Here is a 1,837-nt window from a genome sequence, read left to right as displayed (position 1 = left end):
CACCGGGTGTGAGGAGTTCCATGGTCAGCCCCTCCTGGCGGCTGCGGTGAAGACGGCGCCGTGCAGCCTGGCCGGATCCAGGTCGGCTGCCAGTCCGGCCAGTTCCACTCCAAGGACGGCGGTGTGCGCTGCGGGCTCAGCGGCCAGCCACCGGTCCTCGCCGATCAGCGCGTCGAAGACCGGACGGTCGGCCGCGGCCACGCCCATCCGGACGCTGGAGACCCCCTCCGCTCCATTGGGGTGGGCGATCCGCGCGGGGCGCTGCGGCGGGTCGTAGGCGGAGACGACGAACGGCAGCCGGGCCGGGCGAGGGGCGAGGAACTGGTAGCGGACGGTGTCGCCGTCCGGACGGGTGCGCTTGCCTTTCATCACCCGGGAGACGGGCACGTTCGCGACCCGCAGGTCAGCACGGGTCGAGGTCAGGTCCGACTCGTCTGTCTCCAGGGCAAGATCGCGCCAGCCCTCACCGGGCCGGGCCCATCGGGCCAGCCGCTCGCCCGCGCCGAGTCCGTACGCGACGCTGACGGGCCACCTCAGTAGAGAGAAAGCGGGTGGCAGTTGGAAGAACTCGATGAACGGGCCCTCGGCGAACCAGAGCAGGGCGTTGTTCGCCCGCGCGGGATCGCTGCCGAACTCCATGGTGAATCCGAGCTCGGTGAAGTCCCGGACGACGGCTCGGACGTCGTCGACCTTGCAGAGGATGTGGCTGCATCTCAGCATCGCGGCCTCCTCGCGGCGAAGAGGCGCTGCCCGAGCGGGGCCAGGGGGTGGTCCTCGCCCGGCAGGGTCAGGACGTCGTCGAGGCCCGCTCCGGCGAGGACGTCCAGCCACTGGCGGCGAGCGAAGAACGATTCTCCGGAGGCGGCGCGGGCGTCCTCGGGAGCGGTCATCATGAACGCCTGGGAGGCCAGGATCTCCAGGTGCTCACGGGTCGGTTCGGTGATCAGCAGCCAGCCGCCGGGCACCAGCAGGTCGACCAGCCCTCGGATCGTCGCGTCGGTGTCCCGCGCGTTGTTCAGGACGCCGGCTGCGATCACGACCTCGGCCGTGCCGGACCGGTGTCCCTGGTCCTGGAGGGTCCGGTCGATGTCGAACAGGTCGAAGCGCACCCACGGGTGGCGGCCGAAGCGTTCGCGGGCCGGGCCGAGGAAGAACTTGGAGACGTCCGTGAACAGGTAGTCGGCCGTCAGCCCGCTGCCGGTGAGCGCGTCGATGACGGCTTCGGTCGTGGCACCCGTGCCCGCGCCGATCTCGACGACGCGCAGCGGACGCGGACCCGGGTGCGCCGAGGCGATGGCCCGGACCGAGGCGGCGACGGCGGCGTTCAGGTAGCGCGCGGTCACGGTGTCGCGGTAGACGGCGTCGGCCCGCTCGGTCCGCCCCTGTGGGAAGAGGAGCAGGGCGGCCTGTTGCTCTCCGGTCATCAGCTGCGGTAGGCATTCCGCGTTGAGCCGGAGGTAGTCGATGAACTCGGCCGATCCCAGCCGGCCGGTCCACGCCTCGGCGGCGAGGTCCCAGGCGCGGCCGGTGTCGGCCGCGCCAGTCGACCGGGTGGCGCGGAAAACTTCGCCGTCGCGCTCGATGAGGCCGCGCTCCGCCAGCACATCGAGCCAGCGGCCGATCAGGCGGTGGTGCGCGGGTGCCACGCAAGCCTCGGCAAGGATCTGCGGCAACGTGGCCGGCATTCCGGGCAGCGCGAGCAGCATCGAGGACAGGACCGCGTCGTCGAGCCGTTCGACGAAGGTGTCGACCTGCTCGGCGGTGACGCCTCGGGCCTGCGGCTCGGCAGCGGTCATCGCCCGCGCGATGACACCGTGCAGGGTGAGCGGTCCGCGCT

At 71.8% G+C, this 1,837-nt stretch carries 2 protein-coding genes; both read right to left on the bottom strand.

The genetic code is table 11. The features are described from left to right. Positions 1 to 24: 24 nt before the first annotated feature. Positions 25 to 720, bottom strand: a complete 696-nt coding sequence (locus AB0O00_RS37615; protein ID WP_363659189.1) for a VOC family protein — start codon at positions 718 to 720, stop codon at positions 25 to 27. Next, positions 714 to 1,837, bottom strand: a 1,124-nt coding sequence (locus tag AB0O00_RS37610; protein ID WP_363659188.1) for a class I SAM-dependent methyltransferase, incomplete at its 5' end; no start/stop codon positions are given. The genes AB0O00_RS37610 and AB0O00_RS37615, both read right to left, overlap by 7 nt.

It is taken from the genome of Kitasatospora sp. NPDC093558 (genome assembly GCF_040683475.1).
GTDB lineage: Bacteria > Actinomycetota > Actinomycetes > Streptomycetales > Streptomycetaceae > Kitasatospora.
The sequence above is the reverse complement of the archived record's forward strand: the minus strand, read 5'-3'. Positions and strand labels throughout refer to the sequence as shown.

Excerpts from the sequence above, each read along its gene's own strand:
- AB0O00_RS37615 (WP_363659189.1), bottom strand. The coding sequence starts at position 720 with ATGCTGAGATGCAGCCACATCCTCTGCAAGGTCGACGACGTCCGAGCC.